21 protein-coding genes are annotated in these 24,039 nt (G+C 74.9%); 7 read left to right on the top strand and 14 right to left on the bottom strand.

The window, feature by feature from the left end; all coding sequences use genetic code 11:
- Positions 1-43 precede the first annotated feature (43 nt).
- The gene (locus tag GA0070606_RS33605) at positions 44-379 is read right to left on the bottom strand and encodes a helix-turn-helix domain-containing protein (RefSeq protein ID WP_281191042.1); all 336 of its coding nucleotides are present in this window, start codon (positions 377-379) and stop codon (positions 44-46) included.
- 185 nt (positions 380-564) lie between these two features.
- Between GA0070606_RS33605 and GA0070606_RS29940 the strand changes: the two genes are divergently transcribed.
- Positions 565-1,440: an alpha/beta fold hydrolase gene (locus tag GA0070606_RS29940; RefSeq protein ID WP_091106543.1), complete on the top strand. Its 876-nt coding sequence runs from the start codon at positions 565-567 to the stop codon at positions 1,438-1,440.
- Positions 1,441-1,477: 37 nt separating this feature from the next.
- Here the strand turns inward: GA0070606_RS29940 and treZ are convergent, their stop codons facing one another.
- Genes treZ through glgX form a run of 3 tightly spaced genes read right to left on the bottom strand, consistent with a single transcriptional unit; the run spans position 1,478 to position 7,651 of the window.
- The gene (gene treZ / locus GA0070606_RS29935; RefSeq protein ID WP_091106542.1) at positions 1,478-3,211 is read right to left on the bottom strand and encodes a malto-oligosyltrehalose trehalohydrolase; all 1,734 of its coding nucleotides are present in this window, start codon (positions 3,209-3,211) and stop codon (positions 1,478-1,480) included.
- Positions 3,208-5,532, bottom strand: a complete 2,325-nt coding sequence (gene treY / locus GA0070606_RS29930) for a malto-oligosyltrehalose synthase (protein ID WP_091106541.1) — start codon at positions 5,530-5,532, stop codon at positions 3,208-3,210. Before treY ends, treZ begins: the two co-directional genes overlap by 4 nt.
- A 1-nt stretch (position 5,533) precedes the next feature.
- On the bottom strand, positions 5,534-7,651 hold the full coding sequence (glgX, locus tag GA0070606_RS29925; RefSeq protein WP_091106540.1) for a glycogen debranching protein GlgX: 2,118 nt from the start codon (positions 7,649-7,651) through the stop codon (positions 5,534-5,536).
- Positions 7,652-7,984: 333 nt separating this feature from the next.
- Here glgX and GA0070606_RS29920 point away from each other — a divergent pair, with 333 nt between their 5' ends.
- Positions 7,985-9,388, top strand: a complete 1,404-nt coding sequence (locus GA0070606_RS29920) for a glycosyltransferase family 4 protein (protein WP_091106539.1) — start codon at positions 7,985-7,987, stop codon at positions 9,386-9,388.
- 96 nt (positions 9,389-9,484) lie between these two features.
- Here the strand turns inward: GA0070606_RS29920 and GA0070606_RS29915 are convergent, their stop codons facing one another.
- From GA0070606_RS29915 to GA0070606_RS32790, 4 genes are all read right to left on the bottom strand, one after another.
- Positions 9,485-10,768: a citrate synthase gene (locus GA0070606_RS29915; protein ID WP_091106538.1), complete on the bottom strand. Its 1,284-nt coding sequence runs from the start codon at positions 10,766-10,768 to the stop codon at positions 9,485-9,487.
- A 235-nt stretch (positions 10,769-11,003) separates the two neighbouring features.
- Positions 11,004-13,217 carry a sulfatase-like hydrolase/transferase gene (locus GA0070606_RS29910; RefSeq protein ID WP_342672180.1) on the bottom strand — a complete coding sequence of 738 codons (2,214 nt, stop codon included), beginning with the start codon at positions 13,215-13,217 and terminating at the stop codon, positions 11,004-11,006.
- Entirely contained in the window at positions 13,210-14,634 is a 1,425-nt protein-coding gene (locus GA0070606_RS29905) for a class I SAM-dependent methyltransferase (RefSeq protein ID WP_091106537.1), read from the bottom strand. The genes GA0070606_RS29910 and GA0070606_RS29905 overlap by 8 nt, the downstream gene beginning before the upstream one ends.
- Positions 14,635-14,640: 6 nt before the next feature.
- A complete protein-coding gene (locus GA0070606_RS32790) occupies positions 14,641-14,790 on the bottom strand; it encodes a hypothetical protein (RefSeq protein ID WP_165947858.1) in 150 nt (49 codons plus the stop codon).
- A 191-nt stretch (positions 14,791-14,981) separates the two neighbouring features.
- On the opposite strand from GA0070606_RS32790, the gene GA0070606_RS29900 reads away from it, so the two are divergent.
- Complete coding sequence (locus GA0070606_RS29900; protein ID WP_091106536.1) at positions 14,982-15,377, top strand: VOC family protein; 396 nt, start codon at positions 14,982-14,984, stop codon at positions 15,375-15,377.
- Between the two features lie 43 nt (positions 15,378-15,420).
- Here GA0070606_RS29900 and GA0070606_RS33800 read toward each other — a convergent pair whose 3' ends face one another.
- Complete coding sequence (locus tag GA0070606_RS33800) at positions 15,421-16,107, bottom strand: helix-turn-helix domain-containing protein (RefSeq protein WP_091106535.1); 687 nt, start codon at positions 16,105-16,107, stop codon at positions 15,421-15,423.
- Positions 16,108-16,144: 37 nt separating this feature from the next.
- Here GA0070606_RS33800 and GA0070606_RS29890 point away from each other — a divergent pair, with 37 nt between their 5' ends.
- The gene (locus GA0070606_RS29890) at positions 16,145-16,999 is read left to right on the top strand and encodes an arginase family protein (RefSeq protein WP_091106534.1); all 855 of its coding nucleotides are present in this window, start codon (positions 16,145-16,147) and stop codon (positions 16,997-16,999) included.
- Between the two features lie 13 nt (positions 17,000-17,012).
- Here GA0070606_RS29890 and GA0070606_RS29885 read toward each other — a convergent pair whose 3' ends face one another.
- The 3 genes from GA0070606_RS29885 to GA0070606_RS29875 form a co-directional block, all read right to left on the bottom strand.
- Positions 17,013-18,452 (bottom strand): sensor histidine kinase, encoded by a 1,440-nt coding sequence (locus GA0070606_RS29885; RefSeq protein WP_245725005.1) that lies wholly within the window; start codon positions 18,450-18,452, stop codon positions 17,013-17,015.
- A gap of 28 nt (positions 18,453-18,480) precedes the next feature.
- Positions 18,481-19,224 (bottom strand): response regulator transcription factor, encoded by a 744-nt coding sequence (locus tag GA0070606_RS29880; protein ID WP_245725004.1) that lies wholly within the window; start codon positions 19,222-19,224, stop codon positions 18,481-18,483.
- Between the two features lie 251 nt (positions 19,225-19,475).
- Positions 19,476-19,709: a hypothetical protein gene (locus GA0070606_RS29875; RefSeq protein WP_091106532.1), complete on the bottom strand. Its 234-nt coding sequence runs from the start codon at positions 19,707-19,709 to the stop codon at positions 19,476-19,478.
- Positions 19,710-19,878: 169 nt separating this feature from the next.
- On the opposite strand from GA0070606_RS29875, the gene GA0070606_RS29870 reads away from it, so the two are divergent.
- The 3 genes from GA0070606_RS29870 to GA0070606_RS29860 all read left to right on the top strand — a co-directional run bounded on the left by GA0070606_RS29870 (position 19,879) and on the right by GA0070606_RS29860 (position 22,839).
- On the top strand, positions 19,879-20,826 hold the full coding sequence (locus GA0070606_RS29870; RefSeq protein WP_091106531.1) for a serine/threonine-protein kinase: 948 nt from the start codon (positions 19,879-19,881) through the stop codon (positions 20,824-20,826).
- A 127-nt stretch (positions 20,827-20,953) separates the two neighbouring features.
- Positions 20,954-21,382: an OsmC family protein gene (locus GA0070606_RS29865; protein WP_091106530.1), complete on the top strand. Its 429-nt coding sequence runs from the start codon at positions 20,954-20,956 to the stop codon at positions 21,380-21,382.
- 620 nt (positions 21,383-22,002) lie between these two features.
- Entirely contained in the window at positions 22,003-22,839 is an 837-nt protein-coding gene (locus GA0070606_RS29860) for a hypothetical protein (protein WP_091106529.1), read from the top strand.
- Between the two features lie 58 nt (positions 22,840-22,897).
- Here the strand turns inward: GA0070606_RS29860 and GA0070606_RS29855 are convergent, their stop codons facing one another.
- Positions 22,898-23,425, bottom strand: a complete 528-nt coding sequence (locus GA0070606_RS29855; RefSeq protein ID WP_091106528.1) for a F0F1 ATP synthase subunit B family protein — start codon at positions 23,423-23,425, stop codon at positions 22,898-22,900.
- A 158-nt stretch (positions 23,426-23,583) separates the two neighbouring features.
- Positions 23,584-24,030: a response regulator gene (locus GA0070606_RS29850; protein WP_091106527.1), complete on the bottom strand. Its 447-nt coding sequence runs from the start codon at positions 24,028-24,030 to the stop codon at positions 23,584-23,586.
- Between the last annotated feature and the right edge of the window lie 9 nt (positions 24,031-24,039).

The following is a 24,039-nucleotide window of genomic DNA, read 5'->3' as shown; positions in this document are numbered from 1 at the left end:
ACGCGTATCGGCCCCGTGATCGGTCCGGAACCGACGGCGTCCTTCAGCCGCCGGTAACCGGCGAGCAGGCCGGCCGGCGCTCGCGCCGCAGCGGCGTCGGCCCGGCGTTGGTGCGCCGTCGCGTATGCCAGGCGTCGCCGCCGTCGGGCGCGTCCGCGACCAGCCGGGCCAGGGCGCCCTGGGCCGCGAGCGCCTCGTCGAGCCGGGCCGCGACGCCCACGGTCGGCTTCGTCTGTCCTGTCTCCAACTGGTGTATGAGGCTCTTGCCGTGGTTGACGAGGGACGCGAGCTGCCGCAGCGACATGCCCCCCGCCTTTCGAAGCCGTCGCAGCTCAGCCGCGAACCGTGGGTCGACGACCGTTCTCGCCCGTGGGGGCACGGCAACACTCCTACGTCGCGTGGCCCGGCGGCCACTACGGACCGATACCCTGCGCGGTGATCGACCGCACTCCTCGCACCGAGCCGGAGCGCCCCCGGCAGCACCCGTGGTGACGGGCAGGAGCTCGTACCGGCCGCCGCGCGTCCGAGCCCAACCTGTCGCCCGTCGGTCGTAGGCTCGCCGGCATGACGACGACAGACACCCGCACTCTCGCCGTGCCCGGCGCCGACCTGGTCTACGACGTACGGCGTCCGCTGTCGGCGGCTGGCGGGCACCGCACCCTGCTCATGGTCGGTCAGCCGATGACGGCGGAGGGCTTCAACGCGCTCGCCGCCCACTTCACCGACCGGACGGTCGTCACCTACGACCCGCGCGGCCTGGGCCGCAGCGTCCGCACCGACGGCCGGTCGGACCACACCCCGCAGCAGCAGGCGGCCGACCTGCACCTGCTGATCGAGGCGCTCGGCGCCGGCCCGGTCGACGTGTTCGCCAGCAGCGGCGGCGCGGTGACCGCGCTCGAACTGGTCGCGTCCCACCCCGGCGACGTGGCCACGCTGGTGGCGCACGAGCCGCCGATCAACGCGGTGCTCCCCGACGCCGAGGCCGCCGAGCGCGCCCGGGCCGGCTTCCACGAGGCGTACCAGGCGGGGGGCACTGGCGCCGGCATGGCCGCCTTCATCGCGATGACGTCCTGGCAGGGCGAGTTCACCGAGGCCTACTTCGCCCAGCCCGCGCCCGACCCCGCCGCGTTCGGCATGCCGGCCGAGGACGACGGCTCCCGCGACGACCCGCTGCTGTCGAAGGCTTCCTGGGCGATCACGGACTACCGCCCCGACGCGGCGGCGCTCACCGCGGCGCCGACCCGGATCGTGATCGCGGTCGGCGAGGAGACCGGCACGACCTACACCGCGCGCACGGCCGTCGGCATGGCGGCGCTGCTCGGCCGGGAGGCCGTGGTGTTCCCGAGCCACCACGGCGGCTTCCTCGGCGGCGAGTACGGCTACGCGGGCAAGCCCGCCGAGTTCGCGGCGAAGCTGCGCGAGGTGCTGGCCGCCGGCTGACCGGCGGGGGCAACGACGGGACGGTGGCGGGCGCCGCTCAGAGCGCCACGATCGCCGCCGTCTCCGCCGGCAACTGGATCCGGTCGCGCATCACCGTGACGCCCTCGCCGGTGGCCAGCAGCACCCGCCGCACCACCCCCGGCAGCGAGACGCCCTGCGCCCGCCCGGCCAGGTTCGCCACCACCAGGCACTCGCCTCGGCGCATCACCAGGAACTGGTCGCCGTGGCGGACGTCGACGGCGTGCAGCCGGGGGTCGGACAGGTCGGGGCGGCTCTTGCGCAGGGCGATGAGCCGCTTGTGGAACTCGTACATCTCGCGGTGTTCGGGTTTGTCCAGCTCGGCCCAGTCGAGCCGGGAGCGGACGAAGGTCTGCGGGTCCTGCGGGTCCGGCACGTCGCCGGCCGGCCAGCCGTGGGCGGCGAACTCCCGCCTGCGGCCGGTGGCCACGGCGGTCGCCAGCTCCGGCTCGGGATGGCTGGTGAAGAACTGCCACGGCGTGCTGGCCGCCCACTCCTCCCCCATGAACAGCATCGGGGTGAACGGGGCGGTGAACAGCAGCGTCGCGCCGACGCGCAGCAGCCCCGGGGAGAGGGTGGCGGAGATCCGGTCGCCGGTCGCCCGGTTGCCGATCTGGTCGTGGTTCTGCAGGTACGCCACGAAGCGGTGGCCGGGGGTGCGCTGCCGGTCGACGGGCCGGCCGTGGTGGCGGTTGCGGAAGCTGGACCAGGTGCCGGCGTGGAAGTAGGCGCCGGTGAGCACGTCGGTGAGGCACTCCAGGGAGCCGAAGTCGCCGTAGTAGCCCTGCCGCTCGCCGGTGAGCAGGGTGTGCAGGGCGTGGTGGGCGTCGTCGTTCCACTGGGCGTGCAGGCCGTAGCCGCCGGCCTCGCGGGGGCTGATCAGCCGGGGGTCGTTGAGGTCGGACTCGGCGATCAGCGACAGCGGCCGGCCGAGGTGGGTGGAGAGCGCCTCGACCTCCGCCGCCACCTCCTCCAGCAAATGGGTGGCGCGGCTGTCGGGCATGGCGTGCACGGCGTCGAGCCGCAGCCCGTCGACGTGGTAGTCACGCAGCCACATCAGCACGCTGTCGCGGATGTAGCGGCGTACGCCGTCGGAGTGCGGGCCGTCGAGGTTGACCGTGCGGCCCCAGGGGTTGCTCTGCTCGGCGAGGTACGGCGCGAACATCGGCGCGTAGGCCCCGGAGGGCCCGAAATGGTTGTAGACGACGTCGAGGATCACCCCCAGACCCTTGGCGTGGGCGGCGTCGACCAGCCGTTTCAGGCCGTCCGGCCCGCCGTAGGGCTGGTGCGGGGCATACCAGCAGACGCCGTCGTAGCCCCAGTTGTGCTCGCCGTTGAAGGCGTTGACCGGCAGCAGCTCGATCAGGTCGACGCCGAGGTCGACGAGGTGGTCGAGGCGGCCGATGGCGGCGTCGAACGTGCCCTCCGGGGTGAAGGTGCCCACGTGCAGCTCGTAGAGGACGCTGCCGGGCAGTTGCCGGCCGGTCCAGGCGCGGTCGGTCCACTCGAACGCCGCGTGGTCGTAGAGCCGGCTCGGCCCGTGCACGCCCGCCGGCTGCCACGCCGAGCGGGGATCGGGCAGCGCCCGCTCGTCGTCGTCGAGGAGGAAGGAGTAGTCGGTGCCGGGGCCGGCAGCGGGCACCTCGACCCGCCACCAGCCTCCGGTGTCGGAGCGCATGTCGTGGTCGGCGACGCCCGGCAGGCGCAGCCGGACCCGGGCGGCCTCCGGCGCCCACACCGCGAACTCGGTCATTTCGCAGCCTCCACGGACTCGGTGGTGGGAGCCAGCAGCGCGACGGGAAAGGTGGCCAGCAGGTCGGCCAGCGGGACCTGTCCGCCACTGTAGACCCGGCCGGTGAACAGGTCGGTCAGCTCGTGAACGGGAAGTGACAGGACCGTGTCGCGCCAGCCGCCCGCGCGGGCCAGGCCGAGCGGCAGCCGGGTGGCGACCGCGACCGCGCCGCCCCGGTCGAAGGCGACCGCGTGCCGGCCGGCGGGCCCGTGGGCCGGCACCGGCCGGTAGCCGGTGAACAGCTCGGGACGGTCGCGGCGCAACCGCAGGGCCCGCGACACCACCAGCAGCTTCGCCGCCCCGCTCGCGTCGACCGGCGGGGGCGGGCCGGCGTCGAGGCGGGCCAGCAGGTTCCGGCGTACGGCGAAGTCGACCGGGCGGCGGTTGTCGGGGTCGACCAGGGAGTTGTCCCACAGCTCGGTGCCCTGGTAGGTGTCGGGCACGCCGGGCATGGCGAGCTGCACGAGCTTCTGCCCGAGCGAGTTGGACCAGCCGGCGGGGGTGATCTCGGCGGCGAAAGCGGTCAGCTCGGCGTGCAGCTGCGGGTCGTCGTACATGGCGTCGACGACGGCGTGCATGGCGCGTTCGAAGGCGGGGTCGGGGTCGGTCCAGCTCGTCGACGCCGACGCCTCGCGGGCGGCCTTCTCAGCGTACGCGTGCAGCCGCTCCCGCTCGATCGGCCAGGCGCCGACGGCGGTCTGCCAGAGCAGGTGCGCGAAGGCCGGGTCGGGCAGGGGCGCGCGGGACGCCCATCGGGTCACGAGGTCGGCCCAGCGTCCCGGCAGCTCGCTGAGCACGGCGAGGCGGGCCCGCACGTCCTCGGAGCGCTTGGTGTCGTGGGTGGAGAGGGTGGTCATGCTCGCCGGCCAGCGCACCTGCCGGGCGGCGGCGAAGCGGTGGAACTCGGCCGGCGGCACGCCGAAGTGCGCGGGGCTGCCGCCGACCTCGTTGAGCGCGACGAAGCGGCTCCACCGGTAGAAGGCGGTGTCCTCCACCCCCTTGGCCATGACCGCGCCGGTGAACTGCGGGAAGCGTTGCGCCAGCTCGTCGTCGGGGTCGCGCAGCCGGCGGGTGAGGGCGTCGAGCGTGCCGGTCAGGTCGGGGCGGCGGCGGCCGGCCTCGGCGCGGGCGGCGGCCAGGTGGCGTGCCCCGTGCGGCGGGTAGCCCCGGTAGACCGCGAAGGCGGCGGCCAGCTCGGCCAGCCCCGCCCGGGCCGCGTCGCGCTCGACGTCGCCGGCGAGCGCGGCGAGGCGGTTCAGCTCGGTCGCCAGCAGCCGGGTGGCCGCGGCGAGCCTGGTGTCGTGGGTGAGGTCCTGCCAGGTGGTGTGCCGGCCGACGAGGTGGGTGTCCAGGGCGGTGAAGTCGCCCTGGGCGTCGGGGTCGACGAAGAGCCCGCAGACGGCGGCGAGGGCGTCGTAGCCGGTGGTGCCGTCCACCGGCCAGTCCGGCAGTTCCTCGCCGTACTCCAGGATCTTCTCCACCACCAGCCACGCGTCGGGCGCGGCGGCGCGCAGCCGGGCCAGGTAGGCCGAGGGGTCGCGCAGCCCGTCGGGGTGGTCGACGCGGATGCCGTCGACCTCGCCGTCGGCCGCCCATCGCAGCACCAGCTCGTGGGTGGCGGCGAAGACCGACGGGTCCTCCACCCGCAGTCCCGCCAGGTCGGAGACGGCGAAGAACCGGCGGTACGTCAGCTCGGCGTCGCCGCGCCGCCAGGAGACCAGCTCGTAGTGCTGCCGGTCGTGCACCTGCCGGGGGTCGCCGTCGCCGGTGCCGTCGGCGATCGGGAAGCGGTGTTCGTGGTAGCGCAGCTCCCCGTCGGCGAGCTTGAGGTCGTCGAGGGCGTCCGGGGTGTCGGCGAGCACCGGCAGCAGCAGCCGGCCACGGTCCCAGTCGATGTCGAACCAGCTCGCGTACGCCGAGTCGCGGCCCCGGCGCAGCACGTCCCACCAGGCCGGGTTGGCGGCCGGCACGGCCACCCCCGCGTGGTTGGGCACGATGTCGACGACCAGGCCGAGGCCGGCGGCGCGCAGGGCGCGCAGCAGGCGTTGCCGGGCCGCCTCGCCGCCGAGCTCCGGGTTGACCGTCCGGTGGTCGACCACGTCGTAGCCGTGCGCCGAGCCGGGGGTGGCGGTCAGCAGGGGCGCGCTGTAGAGGTGGGTGACGCCGAGGTCGGCGAGGTAGCCGGCGAGGTCGGCGGTGGCGTCCAGGTCGAAGCCGGGGCGCACCTGCACCCGGTAGGTGGCGCCCACGCGGGGCGCGTCGGGCCGAGGGGTGCTCGACATGTCAGGCCGTCCTCTCCAGCACCACCACGCACCGGTCCGGTACGCCGAGGACGCCGCCGGCCTCGACCACGGTGGTCTTCTCCGGTTCCGGTTCCGCGGTGCTGATCACCAGTTCCCAGCGCTGGCCGAACTCGGGGCCGGGCACGGTGAAGTCCAGCGGCGCGTCGTGGGCGTTGAAGCAGAGCAGGAAGGAGGCGTCGACGTGGCGCTGGCCGTACTGGCCGCGCTCGCGGATGCCCTCGCCGTTGACGAAGAGCGCCACCGAGCGGCCGAAGTCGTTGCCCCAGTCCTCGCCGGTCATCTCCCGCCCGTCGGGGGTGTACCAGGCCAGGTCGGGCAGGGGCTCGTCGACCTCCCGGCCACGCACGGGCAGCCCGGTGAAGAAGCGCCGCCGGCGGAACACCTGGTGGCGGCGGCGGAAGTCGACCAGCCGGCGGGTGAACTCCAGCAGCTCGGTGTCGGCGTCGTCCCAGTCGATCCAGGCCAGCTCGCTGTCCTGGCAGTAGGCGTTGTTGTTGCCGCGCTGGGTGCGGCCCAGCTCGTCGCCGTGGCCGATCATCGGCACGCCCTGCGAGAGCATCAGGGTGGCCAGGAAGTTGCGCCGCTGCCGGGCGCGCAGGGTGCGTACCGCCTCGTCGTCGGTCTCCCCCTCGGCCCCGCAGTTCCAGGACCGGTTGTGGCTCTCGCCGTCGCGGTTGTCCTCGCCGTTGGCCTCGTTGTGCTTGTCGTTGTACGACACCAGGTCGCGCAACGTGAACCCGTCGTGGCAGGTGACGAAGTTGATGCTGTGGAAGGGGCGGCGCCCGTCGTCCTGGTAGAGGTCGGCGGAGCCGGAGATGCGGGAGGCGAACTCGGCCAGGGTGGCGGGCTCGCCGCGCCAGAAGTCGCGCACGGTGTCGCGGTACTTGCCGTTCCACTCGGTCCACACCGGCGGGAAGTTGCCGACCTGGTAGCCGCCGGGCCCGACGTCCCACGGCTCGGCGATCAGCTTGACCTGGCTGACCACCGGGTCCTGCTGCACCACCTCGAAGAAGGTGGAGAGGCGGTCGACCTCGTAGAACTCGCGGGCCAGGGTGGCGGCGAGGTCGAAGCGGAAGCCGTCGACGTGCATCTCGGTGACCCAGTAGCGCAGCGAATCCATGATCAGTTGCAGCGAGTGCGGGCTGCGCACGTTGAGGCTGTTGCCGGTGCCGGTGTAGTCGACGTAGTGGCGGCGGTCGTCCTCGCTGAGGCGGTAGTAGCTGGGGTTGTCGACGCCCTTGAAGCTCAGCGTCGGGCCGAGGTGGTTGCCCTCGGCGGTGTGGTTGTAGACCACGTCGAGGATGACCTCGATGCCGGCGCCGTGCAGCGCCTTGACCATGCCCCGGAACTCCTGCACCTGCTGGCCGAGGCGGCCCAGGGCGGAGTAGCCGTGGTGCGGGGCGAAGAAGCCGATGGTGTTGTAGCCCCAGTAGTTGCGCAGCCCCAGGTCGGCCAGCCGGTGGTCGTGCACGAACTGGTGCACCGGCATCAGCTCGACGGCGGTCACCCCGAGCCTCGTCAGATGTTCGATCATCGGCGGGGAGGCGAGGCCCGCGTACGTGCCGCGCAGCTCCTCGGGGATGTCGGGGTGGCGCATGGTCAGGCCGCGCACGTGCGCCTCGTAGATGACCGAGTGGTGGTAGGGGATGCGGGGCGGGGAGTCGTTGCCCCAGTCGAAGTACGGGTTCACCACCACCGACTTCGGCATGAACGGCGCCGAGTCGGTCGTGTTCATCCGCTCCGGGTCGCCGTGCTCGTAGTCGTAGACCGCCGGGTCCCACCGCACGTCGCCGTCGACGGCCTTGGCGTACGGGTCGAGCAGCAGCTTCGCCGGGTTGCAGCGCAGCCCGTTCGCGGGGTCGTACGGGCCGTGCACGCGGTAGCCGTAGCGCTGCCCCGGCTCGATGCCGGGGATGTACGCGTGCCAGACGTAGGCGTCGACCTCGCGCAGCTCGACCCGCCGCTCCGCCCCGGTGTCCCACTCGTCGAACAGGCACAGCTCGATCCGCTCGGCCACCTCGGAGAAGATCGCGAAGTTGGTGCCCATCCCGTCGTAGGTGGCCCCCAGGGGGTAACGCTCACCCGGCCAGACCTGCATGTCGCTCCTCTAGTGCAAGATCATGAGCGCGCGCCGCACCATGAGCGCACCACACGGCGGGGGCCGGCGGAGCGCGTGCGGGTATTGCCCCCCGCGTTCCCCCGCCAATCCACCCGTTCGGCCGACGACCGGTATCCGCCCGACTGACCTGCGATGCCCCTTCGGGTGTCCTCCGTCACCTTGGCCCTTTTCGAGATGCGGGATCCGGCGTGATGCCCTTTGCTTGTTCGCGGGGCGCGTACGCGCGTCTCCACTCGGCCCGTCGGGCACCCCCACCACTGTTCCGCCGTCACCGCTGCCGGCGCATACCCACATGCATGGACGGAGATTGATGTGACGACCCTGCGGGTCGGCGAGCAGCCCACCACGTCCCCTGGCCGGGTCCACCGGCCCACCCTCACCTCCCGGCCCCAGGTCCCGACGCAGCCCGGGCCGGGCACGCCCCCGCAGACCCGCCGGATCCTCATGCTCTCCTGGGAATATCCGCCGGTGCTGGTCGGCGGCCTCGGCCGGCACGTGCACGCCCTCTCCGTGGCCCTGGCCGCCGCCGGCCACGACGTCACCGTCGTCACCCGCCACGCCGACGGCGCACCCCTGGAGGAATACGCCGACGGCGTGCGCATCATCCGCGCCGCCGAGGACCCCGTCACCTTCCCCCTGGCCACCCCCTCCCTGCTCGCCTGGACCATGGCCTTCAACCACACCCTCACCCGCGCCGCCCTACGCGCCACCGAAGCCGACACCTACGACGTCATCCACGCCCACGACTGGCTCGTCGCCCACACCGCCATGACCCTGCGCGACCACCTCGACATCCCCCTCGTCACCACCATCCACGCCACCGAGGCCGGCCGACACCAGGGCTGGCTACCCGACGAGATGAACCGCACCATCCACGGCGTCGAACACTGGCTCGCCGGCGAATCCGGCCGCGTCATCGTCTGCTCCGGATACATGCGCGGCGAGGTGACCGGGCTGTTCGGCGTGCCGGCCGGGCGGGTCGACGTGGTGCCCAACGGCGTGGAGCCGCACCGCTGGCGGGCGCCGGTGGCCGCGGTCGCGGAGGCCCGCGCCCGGTTCGCCGGCGACGGCCCGCTGGTGACCTTCGCCGGTCGGCTGGTCTACGAGAAGGGCGTGCAGCACCTGATCGCCGGGCTCCCCCGGCTGCGCGAGCGGCACCCCGGGCTGCGCGCGGTGATCGTGGGCGACGGCCCGTACCGCGCCGAACTGGAGGCCGAGGTGCACCGCCTCGGTCTGGCCGGCACGGTCAGCATGCCGGGCTTCCTCGGCGGCACCGACCTGCCCGCCGTGATGGCCGCCTCCGACTGCTTCGCGGTGCCGAGCATCTACGAGCCGTTCGGCATGGTCGCCCTCGAGGGCGCCGCGGCGGGCGCGCCCCTGGCCGTCGCCGCGACCGGCGGGCTGGCCGAGATCGTGGAGCCGGGCGTCACCGGGATGACGTTCCGGCCGCACGACCCGGACGGGCTCACCGACGCCGTGCACGCCCTGCTGTCGGACCGCGAACGGGCGCGCGAGCTGGCCCGGCGGGCCCGCGCCATGGTCCATGAGCAGTACGGCTGGGCGGCCATCGCGCACCGGACGGCCGCCGCCTACGCCGCGGCGATCGCCGGCGCGCCCGCCTTCACCGCCGAGCGGGCGGCGCGGCGGATGGCCCGCGGCCACGCCCTCCCGTCGATCGCCGAGGGCAACCTCCTCGCCGCCGCCGGCCTCCGCTGACCGCCTCCCGGGGCTCCCGGGGTAGCACGCGACCGGCCGCCGACCCCCACGGGGTCGACGGCCGGTCGAGCGGCGCGGAACGCGGGCGCGGGACGGTCAGCGCTCGGTGACCGGCGTGTAGTCGCGCTCCGGGGAGCCGGTGTAGATCTGCCGCGGCCGGCCGATCTTGGTCTCCGGGTCGTTGATCATCTCGCGCCACTGGGCGATCCAGCCGGGGAGCCGGCCCAGTGCGAAGAGGACGGTGAACATCTTGGTCGGGAAGCCCATGGCCTTGTAGATCAGGCCGGTGTAGAAGTCCACGTTCGGGTAGAGCTTGCGGGAGACGAAGAACTCGTCGGCGAGCGCGATCTCCTCCAGCTGCATGGCGATGTCCAGCAGCGGGTCCGGCTTCGCCATCCGGCCGAGGACGTCCTGCGCCGCCTTCTTCACGATCGCCGCGCGCGGGTCGTAGTTCTTGTAGACCCGGTGGCCGAAGCCCATCAGCTTGACGCCGTCCTGCTTGTCCTTCACCTTGCGGACGAAGGACGCGACGTCGCCGCCGTCGGCCTGGATCTTCTCCAGCATCTCCAGCACGGCCTGGTTGGCGCCGCCGTGCAGCGGGCCGAAGAGCGCGTTCACGCCCGCCGAGACCGAGGCGAAGAGGTTGGCGTTGCTGGAGCCGACCAGCCGCACGGTCGAGGTGGAGCAGTTCTGCTCGTGGTCGGCGTGCAGGATGAACAGCATGTCCAGCACCTTGGCCATCACCGGGTCGACCTCGTACGGCTCCGCCGGCACGCCGAAGGTCATCCGCAGGAAGTTCTCCACGTAGCCCAGCGAGTTGTCCGGGTACAGCAGCGGCTGGCCGATGGACTTCTTGTAGGCGTAGGAGGCGATGGTGGGGACCTTGGCCATCAGGCGCACCGTGGACATCTCGACGTGCGAGGAGTCGAACGGGTCCAGGCTGTCCTGGTAGAAGGTCGAGATGGCGCTCACGGCCGAGGAGAGCACGGCCATCGGGTGCGCGTCGCGGGGGAAGCCGTCGAAGAACCGGCGCATCTCCTCGTGCAGCAGCGAGTGCCGCCGGATCCGCTCGCTGAACTCGGTCAGCTGCTGCGGGGTCGGCAGCTCACCGTAGATCAGCAGGTAGGAGACCTCCAGGAACGAGGACTTCTCCGCGAGCTGCTCGATCGGGTAGCCGCGGTAACGCAGGATCCCCGCGTCGCCGTCGATGTAGGTGATCGCGGACGAGCAGGCCGCGGTGTTGACGAAGCCGGGATCGTACGTCGTCATCCCGGTTTCCTTGAGCAGCTTGCCCACTCCGATACCGGCGGGGCCCTCGACCGCGGATTGCACCGGCATCGAAAGCTGCCCACCGGGGTGATCGAGCTTGACTTCCGTCATGTGGTCCCTCGCTTCGCCGGCAGATCTGCGTTGAATTGCCTTCGCTTTTACCGTAATCACGGCCGCGGGGATACCGCCCGCCGTGGTTCGGCGGTGAGGCATGCGTCACCCGATTCCCGACCAGCGGGCGGGGAAACCCCGTCGATTCCGGGCCACGCGGAGACGTCCCGGCGGCACGAAGGCATGGGAACGCTACCGGTGGGTCACTCACCCGTCGCGGGCGGCCCGTACCGGCTCAGGACAGGTCGAGGCGGCTCAGCGTGCCGTCGGCGGCGATCCGGTAGACGTCGAGGCGGTTCGCGCCGGCGTGGAAGAGCCGGTCGTCGGGGATCAGGGCGGCGAAGCGGCGACCGCCGGCGTCCCTGGGCACCACCGGGACGACGGCCCCGACCCGGCCGTTGACGGCAAACGCCAGCAGCGTCCCGTCGGGCACGTCGTCCGGCAGGTCGCCCCAGACCGCCGCCGGCAGCCGCCCGGTGTCCGGGTCGACGGCCCGGAACGCCGACAGGCCGGCGACGCGGGCGGTGCCGCCGCGCGGGCGGTCGCCGACGGTGGTGCCCACCAGCGGGTGCGGCGCGGGCGGCGGGGGCGGCGCCGGCACGCCCCCGGGGATCGGCGTGGGCTGGCCGGGGCGGTCGTAGAAGACCTTGCCCCGCTCGGCGCGGGGGGCCTGGCGGGCGGAGCGGCCGTCGACCCGCCAGGGCAGCCGGATGGCGGCCTCGTCGGCGACGGTGGGGAGCAGGTCGACGTGCTGCCAGTTCCGGTCGTCGACCCGGCCCGCGCGCTGCCCGGGGGTCTTGACGAACATCGGCACCCAGGCGACCTCGCCGGGGGCGGCCCGGATGGCGTCCATCCCCCGGCCCTGCGCGCCGTTGGTGAAGCTCACGCCGTGGTCGGCGGTCACCACCAGCAGGGCCTTGTCGTAGAGGCCGCGCGCCCGCAGGGTGCGCAGCGTCTCGCCGATCAGCCGGTCGGTGTAGCCGAGCTGCGCGAGGTGGCGCCGCCGGGCCAGCTCCGCCCAGCCGTCGCCGTCGTTCGGCAGGTCATCCGGCGCGTCGTAGCGCACCCCCGACGGCAGGTACGCCCACGGCGAGTGCGGCATCAGCAGGTGCAGGAAGTGCAGCGTGGGGCGGGACGCCGGCCGCAGCCCGGCCAGGAAGCTGGTGAACCGGGCCGGCTGGTTGGCGTTCAGGCTGTCCCACCGGAACTTCGGGTCCGCCGGCACCGGCTCCGCGTCGTCGATGCCGGCCTCGGCGCGGGTGCGCTCCCGGTAGGAGTCCTCCGGGTCGACGCGGCTGTCCACCGGGGCGGCCAGCCGGCGCAGCAGCCCGCCGGTCTCCCGCACCAGCACGCCCATCCCCTGCTCGGGGGTGACCGGTGACTCGCAGCGGCTCGGCGGGCAGAGCCGGGTGATGCTCTCCTCCGCGCGGATGTCGTAGAGGCCGCCGAAGGCGGTGAAGAGGTTGTCCGGGTACTGCGAGTAGTGCGGGGCCGCCTCGCGCTGCGGGTACCGGCCGGTCAGCATCGCCGGCAGCGCGTAGGGCGTCCAGCCGCCGACCCCGGTGGCGTTGCGGTACCAGGTGGAGCCGCCGGCCAGCTCGGCGAAGTGCGGGAAGCGGGCGGCGTCGATCCGACCGTCGGGGCCGAGCAGCGAGACCAGCGGCAGCTCGTCGAGGACCAGCAGCACCACCGGCGGATGGTTGCCGGGCCCGGCCGCCCCGGCCGCGCCACCCTCCCCCCGGGGCAGCACCACCGTCGAGGTCGGCGAGGCGAACAGGAACAGCCCCACGAACAGCAGCGGGCCGGCCGCGGCCAGCCGCAGCGCCCGCCCCGGTGCGCGCCACCGCCGGTGCGCGGCCGCCCCGGCCGCGCCGGCCACCGCCGCCGCCAGCAGCAGCGGTACGCCCCGCAGCGGCGTCCCGTGCCGGCCCACCTGCACGGCCAGGGCGGCGAGCAGCAGCCCGACCAGCAGCGTGTGCGTCACGGAACGGGCGGTCCGCCCGGCCAGCCGGGTCAGCGCGGCGAGCAGCGCCACGGCGGCCGTGGGCGCCAGGGCGACGAGCGCGACCAGCAGCAGGATCTCCCGCCGGTCCGCCCGGTGGAACAGGAAGAAGTCCGGGCTGCGGCCGAGGACGTCCAGCAGCGGCTGGGTCACCACGAGGCCGACCAGCCCGGCGACCTCCGCCAGCCGGCCGAGTTCCGCCCGCCGGCCACGCGACGGCTCGGCACCCCCGGACGGGACCGCACCGCCGGACGGGACCGCACCGCCGGACGGGACCGCACCGCCGGACGGGACCGCACCGCCGGACGGGACCGCACCGCCGGACGGGACCGCACCGCCGGACGGGACCGCACCGCCGGACGGGACGGTCGGTTCGGACGACGGGGTGGGCTGTCGGGCGGCCACGCCGGGCAGCCGGGACGGCTCGGTGGGGGCGGGCTCAGCCACCCGCGACCGCCGCGTAGAGGGTGCGGGTGCCCGAGGGCAGGTCGAGCCGGCGGGTGATCCCGCACCGGGCGCCCAGCAGGCGTTCGAACTCGGCGCGCCGATAGTCCGGGAAGAGACCCTCGGGCTTGTTGGCCAGCAGCCGCCGGGCCATCGGGTCCTCGGGGTGCACGAACTCCACCACGATCCGGGCGCCGGGCGCGGTGAGGCCGACGAGCCAGTCGAGCACCTCGGGCAGCGGCACGTTGCGCCCGATCGCCAGGTGGTGCACCACCGCGAGGGCGAGCACCGCGTCCGCCCGGGCGCGGTCGGCGAACGAGGCCCGCTCGACGCCCCGCCAGCCCCCGCCCGGGGACGGGTCGGCCAGGTCCATCACCAGCGGCAGGATCCGCCGCTGGCCCTCGGCACGCAGCGCCCGGTAGAGCCCGTCGACCACGGCGGGGTCCTGCTCCACCGCGACGACGTAGTCGGCGTGCCGGGCCGCGAGCCGGGCGTACCGGCCGTCGTTGGCGCCGAGGTCGAGCACGAGGCGGGGACGCGGCCCGTCGGCCAGCGCCCCGGCGACGAAGCGTTCCTTCGCGGCCCGGTCGTCGGCGGTGTAGGCGCAGGTGCGCTGGTAGTCGACCCAGTGGCTGGCGGCCGGCTGGTGCTCCAGCCGTCGCACGAGCTTCTCGATCCCCCGTACGGTGGCCAGCGCCAGCTCACGGGAGTAGCCGGCCGCCCGGAGCTGGGACCGGACGTCGGCCGTGCTGGCGCGGGCGTTGCGGCGCTGCATCGCCCCGTGCAGGTGCACGTGGGTGAGCACGCCGGGCAGCAGCCGACGGGCCCCGCCGAACAGCCGGCGCATCTGGTCGGGCTCGATGCCGTCGACCTGGGCCCGCAGCCAGGGCCGGAAGTCCAGCCCCAGGTGGGCGCCGAGCAGCAGCGGGTAGAGCAGGGTCTGGCAGTACTGCCGGTACCCGGCCCACGGCTCGCCGTCGCGGGCCGGCGTGAACGAGCCGACGTCGATGAAGACCGGTTCCGCCCCCCGCCACTGGACGTTGTAGGCCGAGCCGTCCTTGAGCGTGAACGCTGCCGGCAGTGCCGCCCGCAGGATCTCCAGGTGCAGCAGCGCCGCGTCGCGGAGCATGGCGAACGACCACTCGTACGGGTGGGAGACGAACGGGATGCGTTCGTGGCGCAGCACGGCGGCCCACCGGGCGCCCACGGTCGCCGGCGCCGGATCGACCGGCTCGGTGGCGCAGACCTTGCCGGCGGCGAGCAGCGGCGGGAAGAAGTCGGTGGCGGTCAGCGCGCGCCACTCCCGGGCGGCCCGCTCGTCGAGCCCGCGCAGCACGTCGTCGCCGAGGTGGAAGACCCGGTTGGCCGGGTCACGGAAGGATCCGGGCTCGGCGCGCGCGCCGGTGCGGGGGATCGTCATGCCGGGTCAGCGCTGGTCGGTGGGCTGGCGGCGGAACCGGTCGACGAGCCGTCGCCAGTAGAGCTTGGCCGCCACGGCGGCGCCGGCCACCCCGCCGACCACCGCCTGCACGATCAGGCTGCCGGACCCCGCGTCCAGGTAGGCCAGGTGTTCCACCGACCGCTCCTTCCCTCGCCGTCTCGACACCGGCGCGCCGGACCACATCCTCTGACGGATTTGACCGGAAAGCCGGACTTGTCTGACACCGTACGCCGATCGTCCCGGCCGTGAGGGCGACACCGGACGTTCCGTCCGGGCGTCCGTTTCGTTCAAGACGACGGGCGCGCGTCGCCCCTACCGTCGACGTCATGGCACCGACACTGGATCTCGTCGGCATGGTCGCCAGCGATCTGCCGCGCTCGCTCGCCTTCTACCGCCGGCTCGGCCTCGACATCCCGGCCGACGCCGACACCCAACCGCACGTGGAGATCACTTTGCCCGGGGGCCTCCGGCTCGCCTGGGACACCGCCGACACCATCCGCTCCTTCGACCCGGACTGGAAGCCCGGGGGCGGCGGCGGGGCCAGCCTCGCCTTCCGGTGCGCGGACCCGGCCGAGGTGGACCGCCTCTACGCGGAGCTGGTCGCCGAGGGCCACGAGGGCCACCTGCCCCCGTGGGACGCCTACTGGGGCCAGCGGTACGCGGTGGTGCTCGACCCCGACGGCAACGGCGTGGACCTGTTCGCCCCGCTCCCGCAGGGCTGAGCCGGCCCGCCCCAGGGTAGGGCGGGGCGCCCCGCCGTGCCGCTCAGCGGGACAGCAGGACCGTCGGCGGCACCCCGGCCAGGTCCCGCACGTCCCGGGTGAGGTGGGCCTGGTCGGCGTACCCGCAGCGGGCCGCCACCTCGGCCAGCGGCGTGCCCGCGCGGGCCAGCGCCAGGGCGCGTCGCATCCGCAGGATCCGGGCCAGGGTCTTCGGGCCGTACCCGAACAGGTGCCGGCTGCGGCGGTGCAGGGCGCGCGCGTCCAGGCCGACCTCGGCGGCGGCCGCGGCCACGGTGGCGCCGCCGGCCAGCGCGGCGACGACCCGGGCGGCGAGCGGCTCCGGACCGCCGACCGCCCGCAACCGCCCCACGGCGACCTCCGTCAGCACGGCGGCCGGGGCCTGTTCCGCCCGCTCGCCCAGCCGGTCGGCCTCCCGGTCGCCCCACACCTGTGCCAGGGGGACCCGCCGGTCGCGCAGCTCGGCGGCGGGCAGGCCGAGCACCGCCGGCCCCACACCGGGCGGCAGCCGCAGCCCGACCCACCGTTCGGCCGGGCCGCCGCCGCTGAGGTGCGCGGTGCGGTCCGGACCGGCCACCAGCAGGCCGGAGCGGCTCGTCCACAGCAGGTCGACGCAGCCGTCGGGAAGCACCCGCGTCGGCGCGGCACCCGCGCTGGTCGTGCTGGTCCAGAGCACGGCGTCGGCGAACCCGGCGGGACGTTCCCGGTACATGCCGCCCAGCCTGCCACGGCCGGGCTAGCCTCCGGATGTGCGATGGTCGGTGCTGGACGCCCCACTCGACTCCTCCGGCCGCGGCCGGGGCGAGCGGCGGGCGCCCGCGGCGCTGCGGGCGGCCGGGCTGCCGGGCCGGCTGGGCGCGGCGGACGCCGGCACCGTCGACGCCCTGGTCACCGATCCGGCCCGGGACCCGGAGACGGGTGTGATCGGCGTCGAGCAGGTGCGCCGCGCGAGCCGGGCGATCGCCGCCCGGATGACGGAGCTGCTCGACACGGGGCGGCGCCCGCTGGTCCTCGGCGGCGACTGCGCCATCCTGCCGGGCATCCTGCAAGGGCTGCCGTCCGGCTTCGACCTGTGGTTCCTCGACGCCCACCTGGACTTCGAGGACGGGCGCGCCTCGCCCACCGGCGAGGCGGCGGACATGGACCTGTCGATCGTCACCGACCACGGGCCGGCGGGCGTCCTGGACCGGGAGGGGCCGCTGGTGGACCCCGACCAGGTGCACGTGCTCGGCCACCGCGCCGCCGACCGGGACACCGGGGGCGGGCTGGAGGTCCTCCGGGTCGACCCGGCCGTGCACCGGGTCCCGGCCGACCGGCTGCGCGGGCCCGACGCGGCGGCGATGGGTCGGGCCCTGGCCGTCGGCACCACGCCGACCTGGCTGCACCTCGACCTCGACGTGCTCGACCCGGTCGTCCTGCCGGCGGTCAGCTACCCCGAGCCGGGCGGCCTGGACTGGGCCGACGTGACGGCGCTGGCCGGGCCGCTGGTGCGCTCGGGCCGGCTGCTCGGGGTGAGCGTCACCGACTTCAACGCCGACGAGGACCCCGACGGGCGCCACGCGGAGCGGATCGTGGAGGTCCTCGCCGAACTGCTGGCCGACTGAGCCGCGCCGGCCCCTACGGCTCGGTGGCGGCGTGCGGCAGCCGGACGGTGAACGCCGTCCGACCCGGCCGGCTGTCCAGTCCGACGGTGCCGTGGTGCGCCTCCACGACGGCGGCCACGATCGCCAGGCCGAGGCCCGTGCTGCCGTGCGCGCGGGACCGGGAGCTGTCGCCCCGGGAGAAGCGTTCGAACACCTCGCCGCGCAGCTCCGGCGGCACGCCGGGGCCGTCGTCGGCGACGCTGAGCACGGCGGCGTCACCGGCCATCCGCAGGGTGGTGGTGACGGTGGTACCGGGCGGGGTGTGCACCCGGGCGTTGGCCAGCAGGTTCGCCAGCACCTGGTGCAGCCGCGCCGGGTCGCCGGTCACCCGGATCAGGGTGTCGGGCAGGTCCAGCAGCCAGTGGTGCTCCGGCCCGGCGACGCGGGCGTCGCTGACCGCGTCCACCACCAGCGCGGAGAGGTCCACCGGCTCGGCCGCGAGCGGGCGACCCGAGTCCAGCCGGGCCAGCAGCAGCAGGTCGTCGACGAGGCTGGTCATCCGGGCGCTCTCGGACTCGACGCGGCGCAGCGCGTGGGCCACGTCGGGCGGCACCCCCTCCCGGCCGCGCCGGGCCAGCTCGGCGTACCCGCGGATGGCGGCCAGCGGGGTGCGCAGCTCGTGGCTGGCGTCGGCGACGAACTGGCGTACCCGCGTCTCGCTGGCCTGGCGGGCGGCGAGGGCGGCGGCGACGTGCCCGAGCATCCGGTTCAGCGCCGCGCCCACCTGCCCGACCTCCGTACGCGGGTCGGTGTCGGCGGCCGGGACCCGCACCGGCAGCGCCACCTCGCCCCGGTCCAGGGGCAGCTCGCTGACCCGGCCGGCGGTCGCGGCGACCCGGCGCAGCGGGCGCAGGGTGGCCCGCACGATCAGCGCGCCGGCCCCGCCGGCGACCAGCAGCCCGGCGGTGGCCACGCCGGCCTGCGCGGCGACCATCCACCAGACGGTCTCCCGCACCCCCGACAGCGGCAGGCCGAGGATCCGCACGGTGCCGTCCGGCCACTGTCGCGCCACCACCCGGTAGTCGCCGCGCTCCCCCACCGCACGGGTGCGGGGCCGCCCGTCGGCGGGCAGGTCGGCCAGGCCCGCGACCTCGTCGACGCCGACGGTTCGCTCCTGCCGGTCGGCCAGCGTCCACGCCCGCACGACCCGGCCGTCGACCACCTCGGCGGTGAGGGTGCCGGGGGGCAGGCCGCGCGGGATCCGCGAGTCGGGCGCCGCGCCCGGCGGCGGATCGACCGGGGACGGCACGACCCGGCCGGGACCGGGGCGCATCGGCACGAGCTGCTCGTCGACCCGGTCGATGAGGAACTCCCGCAGCGCGACCGTGGTGATCCCGCCGATGGCGACGCTGACCAGGGCCAGCAGGCCGACCAGGATGACCACCAGCCGGGTGCGCAGGGACAGGCCGGCCAGCCGGCGGCGCGCCCGGCCGCCGGCCCGCTCACTCCGCCGGTCTGAGGACATACCCCGCGCCGCGCAGCGTGTGGATCATCGGCCGCCGCCCGGCGTCGATCTTCTTCCGCAGGTACGAGATGTAGAGCTCGACCACGTTGGCCTGGCCGCCGAAGTCGTAGTTCCACACCCGGTCCAGGATCTGCGCCTTGCTCAGCACCCGGCGCGGGTTGCGCATGAGGTAGCGCAGCAGCTCGAACTCGGTGGCGGTGAGCGTGATCGACTCGCCGGCCCGGCGGACCTCGTGGCTGTCCTCGTCGAGGCTGAGGTCGCCGACGGTGAGCACGGCGTCCGGGCGGGCAGCGACGGCGAAGCCGGAGCGGCGCAGCAGCGCCCGCAGCCGGGCGATCACCTCCTCCAGGCTGAACGGCTTGGTGACGTAGTCGTCGCCGCCGACGGTCAGCCCGGCGATCCGTTCCTCCACCGCGTCCCGGGCGGTCAGGAAGAGCACCGGCACCGTCGGGGTCTGCTCGCGCAGCCGGCGCAGCACCTGGAAGCCGTCCAGGTCCGGCAGCATCACGTCGAGCACCACCGCGTCCGGCTGGAACTGCCGCGCGGCGCTCAGCGCCGACGTGCCGTCGCCCGCCGTGCGCACCTGCCAGCCCTCGTAGCGCAGCGCCATCGACAGCAGGTCGGCAAGGTTCGGCTCGTCGTCGACCACCAGCACCCGGACCGGCTCGCCGTCCGGCCGGCGCAGCTCGACGCGGCCCGCTGCGGCCCGCCCCTCGGTCATCATGGTCCCCATGGTGGGACGCCCGGCTGTGGCCGGCTTGTGGGCCACCTGTGCGTCGGCTGTGCGCGCCCGCGCCGCCACCGGCCAACCGGCGCGCGGGCGGTCCCCGACGATGCCGCCGCCGGTCATCTGGCCGGGGCGGGCGGTCCCCGACGATGCCACCACCGGTCACCGGGCCGGGGCCGGCGGTCCCCGACGATGCCACCACCGGTCACCGGGCCGGGGCCGGCGGTCTCATCCGGTCGCGCCGCTCACTCGGTCATGCCCACCGGATAGGTGTGTACGAAGCGCATCGTCCACGTGTCGCCGCCGACGGGGTGCTCCCGCTCGTAGAGGTGGTCCGGCCCGCCCGGACCGGCCGCCGCGGTCCCGTCGGGATGACGCAGGACCCAGTGCGCCGGCGGGGAACCGTCGGGCTCGGCGGGCAGCGCCCGGACGAGGTCGTGCGCCGGGCCGCCGACGAAGCGTACGGTCACCTCACCCATCCGCGCGTCCCCCTCCTGCGACGGCCCCGGCTCGCAAGCTACCGCAGCCGGCGCGGGCGCCGCCCGGATCCGGCCCCGGTTTGCCCTGATCGGAGGCCGGGTACGGGGGCAGCGCAGGCGACACGACGGACGCCGGGGGCGGGCGGTGACGGCAGACGAGGAGCGGTCGATGAGGACGCTGGACGGGCGGTACCGGCTCGAACAGCGCATCGGCATCGGCGGCATGTCGGAGGTCTGGCGGGCCCACGACGCGGTGCTGGACCGGCCGGTCGCGGTGAAGGTGATGTCCCCCGGGCAGGAGGGGCAGGACACCTCGGTCGAGCGGATCCGCGCCGAGGCGCGCTCCGCCGCCCGGCTTGTGCACCCGAACGTGGCGAGCGTGCACGACTTCGGCACCTGCTCGACGCTGCCCGGCGGCAACGTGCCCTACATCGTGATGGAGCTGGCCGAGGGCGAGACGCTCGCGGCGCACCTGCGGGCGGGGCCGCTGGACTGGCGGATCGCCGTACGGGTCTGTGCCGAGGTCAGCGCCGCCCTGGCCGCCGCACACGCGCACGGCATCGTGCACCGCGACGTGAAGCCGGCGAACGTCATCCTGACCCCGGCCGGCGTCAAGGTGCTGGACTTCGGCATCGCCACCCCCTCGGGCACGCCGGACCGCTCCCCGGAGGGCATCGTGGTGGGCACGCCGGCCTACCTCGCGCCGGAGCAGCTGGAGCGGGCCCCCGCCACCCCCGCCGCCGACATGTACGCCCTCGGCGTCCTGCTCTACTACTGCCTCAGCGGCCGGCTGCCGTACGAGGCGGGCACGACGACCCAGCTCTTCGGCGCCCGGCGGCGGGAGGCCCCGCGACCGTTGCCGGAGATCGACGGGTTGCCGCCCGAGGTGGCCGAGTTGTGCGCGCGCTGCCTGGCGGACGACCCGGCGGAGCGGCCGACCAGCCTCGTGGCCGCGCTGCTGCTGGCCGAGGCGGTGGACGCCCGGGTGTACGTGCCGATGGGGCAGCCGCTGGCGCCTCGGCAGCGGGTCGGCCCGGTGTCGCCGTGGACCCGGCGGGCGGCGACCGAGGCGACCGAGGCGGCCCCCCTGCCCGACTGGTCCACCCGCGCCGGCTGAGCCGGCCCGGGGGCTGCCTCCTCCCGCGCCGCCCACCGCCGTCACGCCCGCGGTTCCCGCCGACCACCTGCGGTTTCACCGACCGGGGGCCGGGTAGCCGGGCGGGTGAGTGAACGGGAGGAACGCGATGCCGGAATCGAGCTCCTGGCTGAACGAGACGGCCACCGCGACCGCCGAGGGCGGCCACGTACGCACCGACGACGGGGGGCTCTCCACGGCCCTGGCGTCCCCGCTGGCACCGCACTGCTCTGGCCTGACGCCGGAGCAGCTGCTCGCCGCCGCCTTCGCGTCCTGCCTGCACCACGCGGCGGTGGAGGCGGCCGGTGAGATCACCGACGAGGCGCACACCGTGCAGGTACGCGCCGAGGCGAAGCTCGGGCGCGACGACGACGGCCGGTACCGGGCCGACGTGCACGCCTCCATCTCGTCCGCCGGGCTCACCCGCCAGCAACTCGCCGAGCTGGTCGAGCACGCCGACCGGCTGTGGCCGTTCTCCAGCGGCGACGCCAGCCGCCACCGGCTGACCGTGACCCCTGCGGAGAACGGCCGGCACTGACGAGGGCGGCGCGCCGCCGACAAGGTCGGTGGGGTAGTTCCGGTCGCCCGACATCCGCCTGCACGGGGGCCGTGAAGAGCACTCTCGGCCCGCCTGCACGGGGGGCCGTGAGGAACGCGCTCGGCCCGCCTGCACGGGGGCCGTGAGGAACGCTCTCGGCCCGCCGTGCGGCGGGCCGGCGGGCAGCCCGGCCTCGCGGCACGCCCACTCGCGGCACGCCCACTCGCGGCGCTCGACTGCGGCACGCCGGCTCGCGGCGGCGGCTGGTCGGGCTCGGGCGAGCGGGCCGCCGGCGCGACCCGTCGTCGGTCCGGGGCGGCGACGTCGGTCGGGCCCGGGCAAGCGGTCGATCCTACGGTCGGCCGGTCGGGCTGCCCGGTCGGCCGGGTGACGCATCGGCCGTCAGGTGGAGGGCGAGCGACGGTGGGGATCGCTGCCCCAAGATCGACTCTTCGCCCTTTTCGTCCGGGCTTATCGGATATGAGGGAAACAGTCGACAGGAGAGCAACGCACGGTTAATGATCGACCGGGCGTAATGAGGGCGCGGATCGGCGCAAATTGTGGCGCATGCCACCAACCGCGCCGATGGCAAGCCGCGCTCCTCTATCTAGCCTCGGCGGGTGCACCCCGACGACCCCTTCGACCAGAAGCTGACCCAGGATCGGCCGGCCACCGGTGCGGCCGATCCCGCCTCGACCGAACGGACGATCGGCCGTCACCGCGCCCTCGGGCGGACGCGCCGCTCCGGCCGGGCGCTGCTCGCCTCGACCCCCGTGCGGGTCGCCCTCGCCACCGGGGTGACCTGCTGCCTCGGCGCGGCCGCGTTCGCCGGCACGCGGGGCGACACCGACGCCCCACGGGAGCCCGTGGCGGAGGCGGTGGCCGAGCGGGCCGGTACGGACGAGCGCGCCTCCCGCTCCCTGGACCGGGCCGCCTCCCCCGTGGCCAGCCCCAGCCCGACGCCGAAGCCGACCCCCTCGGCCACCCGCAAGGCGCCGCGCAAGCCGGCCAAGCCGGCCCGCCCCCGCCCGGTCGCCGGGCTCACCCAGGCGCAGATGGACAACGCGAAAGTCATCGTCGACGTGGGCGCCGACCTGAAGATGCCCCGCCGCGCGATGGTGGTCGCCGTGGCCACCGCCATGCAGGAGAGCAACCTCTACAACCTGGCCAGCGACGTGCTCCCGGAGTCCCGGCAGTACCCGCACCAGGGCAGCGGCTCCGACCACGACAGCGTGGGCCTGTTCCAGCAGCGCCCGAGCAGCGGCTGGGGCACCGTACGCGAGCTGATGCGCCCCGCGTACGCGGCCCGCGCCTTCTACGAGGCGCTGCGCGAGGTGCCGGGCTGGCAGGAGATGAGCGTGGCCGCCGCGGCCCAAGCCGTGCAGGTCTCGGCCTTCCCCGACGCGTACGCCCGGCACGAGGAGCGGGCCACGACGATCGTCGCCGCGCTGACCTGAGCCGGTCGCGGTCGGTGCCGGCGGGCGGATGCGCGGAAACGTGCGGTGCGCGGCCGGGTCAGCGGATCCCGGCCCGGCCGCCCGGCGGCTCGCTCGACGCGCCGCCTCCGGCGGCGATCCGGGTCGCCGGCACGCCGGCGGCGGCGGTCGGGGTGTCCGCCGGCACCGGCTCGGCGGTCAGGCCGCTGAGGATCCGGTCCGCCCTGGCCTCGCGCCGCCGCCGGGCGTACAGCGCCGCCTCGAAGTCCCGCCGGGCCTGCACCGCCTCGGCGTATGCCTGCTCGCGCACCTGCCGGGCCTCCTCGCGGGCCGCGTCGAGCTCGAAGCGCGCCTGCGCCAGGATGTCGGCGGCCTCGCGCTCGGCGTCCGGAGCCCGGCGCGGGCCCCCCGCACGGTCGCCGAGGTCGAGCCGCTGGAGCAGGCCGCACAGCGCCGCCGCCTCGTCGCGGATCTCGTCCCACTCCCGCCCGGCCCCGGCGGCGCCCTCCGCCCTGGCCGCGAGCCGGGTCAACCGGATGCCGAGCTGGTCCAGGCAGGAATCGACCTGCCGCTGGTCGTAGCCGGTCTCAACGACGGAGAACCTCATACTGTCGCCCCCCAGGCAGCTGGTGTTTCTTCCCCACCTCGATCCTCCGGCGCTCGCGGCGACCGCCGGGGAGGTTCCGGAAAAATGTTCAGCATGCGAGCGCCGGGCGGGCGCGGGGCGTCCACCCGGCGCCCCGGGGCAGCGGGCGCGGCGGCGCGTCAGGTGCGCTTCGGCAGCACGACCACCCGGCCGAAGAACTCGTCGATGCGGCGCACCACGTCGTTGAAGTCGTCCAGGTCGATCGGCTTGGTGACGTACGCGTTGGCCTGGAGCGTGTAGCTGCCCACGATGTCGGTGTCGGCGTTGGAGGTGGTCAGCACGACGATCGGGATCGTACGCAGGTCCTCGTCGCTCTTGACCGCGCCGAGCACCTGCCGCCCGTCCATGCGCGGCATGTTGAGGTCGAGCAGGATGACGTCGGGACGCCGGGCCTCGGTGTGCCGGCCCTCGCGACGCAGGAACTCCATCGCCTCCTGGCCGTCGCCGACCACGTCGATGACCTTGTCGACGTCGGAGTCCGCGAGGGCCTCCTCGATCATCAGCACGTCACCCGGGTCGTCGTCCACCACCAGGATGCGAACCGGACTCGGGCTCTCTGCGCGCATCACTACCTG

It is taken from the genome of Micromonospora citrea, assembly GCF_900090315.1.
Lineage (GTDB): Bacteria > Actinomycetota > Actinomycetes > Mycobacteriales > Micromonosporaceae > Micromonospora > Micromonospora citrea.
The sequence above is the reverse complement of the archived record's forward strand: the minus strand, read 5'-3'. Positions and strand labels throughout refer to the sequence as shown.